Annotated in this window: 4 protein-coding genes; 2 read left to right on the forward strand and 2 right to left on the reverse strand. The window is 61.5% G+C overall.

Annotation, left to right across the window (positions count from 1 at the left end; all coding sequences use genetic code 11):
- Positions 1-8: 8 nt before the first annotated feature.
- Together EOA60_RS30240 and EOA60_RS30245 are read right to left on the reverse strand one after the other, a co-directional pair.
- On the reverse strand, positions 9-371 hold the full coding sequence (locus EOA60_RS30240; protein WP_127336056.1) for a hypothetical protein: 363 nt from the start codon (positions 369-371) through the stop codon (positions 9-11).
- 44 nt (positions 372-415) lie between these two features.
- Positions 416-1,153: a ParA family protein gene (locus tag EOA60_RS30245; protein ID WP_128312420.1), complete on the reverse strand. Its 738-nt coding sequence runs from the start codon at positions 1,151-1,153 to the stop codon at positions 416-418.
- A gap of 28 nt (positions 1,154-1,181) precedes the next feature.
- On the opposite strand from EOA60_RS30245, the gene EOA60_RS30250 reads away from it, so the two are divergent.
- Complete coding sequence (locus EOA60_RS30250) at positions 1,182-1,382, forward strand: hypothetical protein (RefSeq protein ID WP_127335734.1); 201 nt, start codon at positions 1,182-1,184, stop codon at positions 1,380-1,382.
- Between the two features lie 10 nt (positions 1,383-1,392).
- Positions 1,393-1,824 carry a hypothetical protein gene (locus tag EOA60_RS30255; RefSeq protein WP_245479256.1) on the forward strand — a complete coding sequence of 144 codons (432 nt, stop codon included), beginning with the start codon at positions 1,393-1,395 and terminating at the stop codon, positions 1,822-1,824.
- The last annotated feature ends 266 nt before the right edge of the window (positions 1,825-2,090 follow it).

Consider the following 2,090-nt stretch of genomic DNA (forward strand, 5'->3'; position numbering starts at 1 on the left):
GCGCTGACCTAATCGTTCGGCAGCTTGTGCCTATGGGTGTTGATGTAGTCCTGCACCGCCTGGCGCAGCAGCTCGGTCATGCTGTGGCCGTTGCTGATCGCGAGCAGCTTGAATTGGCGCTGTTCGCCGGCGGTAAGATAATAGCCGCAACGCACCATTTCCTCTTCGCGAATCTTCTTGCCGGCAACCGGATCCTTCTTTTGGCCCTGTCGCAGCATTTTGCGGAAGTCCGGCCGAGGTGAATCCGGCACGGCTTCAGCCTGCGATGCCGCCTCGGATGCGGCGGCAAGCGGCTGAGGGGCGGGATCGGATTTCGGAGCGATGAACATGCTCGGCAGCGTCGGCGGCTCAGTGGAGATCGCCCGCATCATGCGAGCCTTCTTGTCATCCGGTGACGCCGGTGTGCCTTTCTCGGTCATGCTGCCTTCCTCATTGCTTCCATGAAGGTCTTGAGAACGTCGTCGAAGACGCCTTCACTTTCGGCAATTGCCTTCGCGTCAGGCTGATCGGGGCTATAGAGTGTCTGGCCGCTTTGCAGGTCCCGATACGCGACACGGTTTTGCAGCACATGTTCGGCGATCGGCGTGCCGTTCGCCTGGATGATTGCGCGCAGTTCGCTCAAGGCTCTCGCCTTCGCATCGATGATGGTCTGTTTTGTCAGGACAAACACCGCTGGCAGCAGGCGCTGGCGTGTTTCGACCGCGAGTGGAATGTAGTGATCGGTGATCTGGATTGCAGCGGTCACGTCGTCGAGCGCGAAGAAGATCGGCACCACGACGATATCAGCGGCAAACAGCCCGGCCATGAGATTGTCGTTCGTGGTGCCTTCGGTGTCGATCAGCACCACGCTGCGATCGCCATTGTGCAGCTCTGCCGCCTCCAGGATCTCGCGCGGCGTTGTGGCGCTGATGAGCTGGAGGGTCTCGGGACGATTGCCGGCCTCCCTGAGCATCTGAACCCACCGGCTCATGTTCTGCCGAACGTCGCCGTCGATGAGTGTCACCGCGTAGCCGCGATTGAGGGCGACGGAAGCGAGCGCGCGCAGCAGGGTCGATTTGCCCGTGCCACCTTTGGCGATAGCAGCAGATATGATCATCACGAGGGGACCTTTGGTGAACCGGTTTGTGCCAATCGCCTTCCCGGCAATTGTCATACCCGTACCCAAAGTGTAGTGTCAATTTATGAGCGATCAACCGGACAGGACAACCATTTTCAGGGCAGCTTTAGCCGAGATCTCGACGCGGGTCGGCTGCAACGCCGCTCTTGATGCGGCAGCCGCCGCGCTGGGGCATTACAGCGCGCTTGCCTCCGTCGGCATGATGCGCCAGCGCGATCTGATTTTGATGGTGCCTAACAGCGAGGTGTGCGGAGCGGATGGTTAGGGCGATATTGTTGGCCGTCGCGGCGGCTGCGAGCGTAGGTGCTGCCGCTCAAGGCGATCAGTCCAAGGGGGCCGGCAGCAATCCGATGTGGCCTGCTGGCCTCAGATGGGATTGCGCGACGGCGGCGAAAATTGTGTGTGAACGCGACGGCTCCTGCAAGGTGGCTCAGTTGGATGCTCGATTTCTGCTCAACTACGACAACAACAATGTCGAGTTCCCGAGCGGCGATGTCCGCATCAAGCGGCATTATCAGCAGACGGTGCAGGCAAGTCCTCTCCAAAGCGAGGTCAAGGTGGAACTCGCCGACAATCGCGTCATCTGGCTGACGGCGGTGGACGCCAGTCGTACCTATTCCGACGCCTGGGTCGGCGCCCTGACCGAATTGAAGGGTGGCGCCGTCCTTTTGGAATCCCAAGGCGTGTATTGCACCCCGCATAAGTGAGCGCCGCGAACCGGGCCCGCGCCAGGCGGGGACGGCTTCTGTAGAGCCAAGACCGCCAGCGGGTCGTCGACTCCGACCTCCGCCGTCCCTACGGCGCTATTGAAGGCGCGCTCCGGCTCCGGCTCTTTGGGCATGGGAATTGCGGCGACACAAAGAAGGCCCGACGGACCGGATTGCGGGTCGACGAGGCCCGGTGCCAGCAGCGGGCGGTCAGTGCAGAAATCGTCTCGACGATGTGCAGCGAGACCGCACAGCTGCGCCGAAAC

Origin of the sequence: Mesorhizobium sp. M1A.F.Ca.IN.020.06.1.1, assembly GCF_004023265.1 — a bacterium.
In the GTDB taxonomy this organism is placed as follows: domain Bacteria; phylum Pseudomonadota; class Alphaproteobacteria; order Rhizobiales; family Rhizobiaceae; genus Mesorhizobium.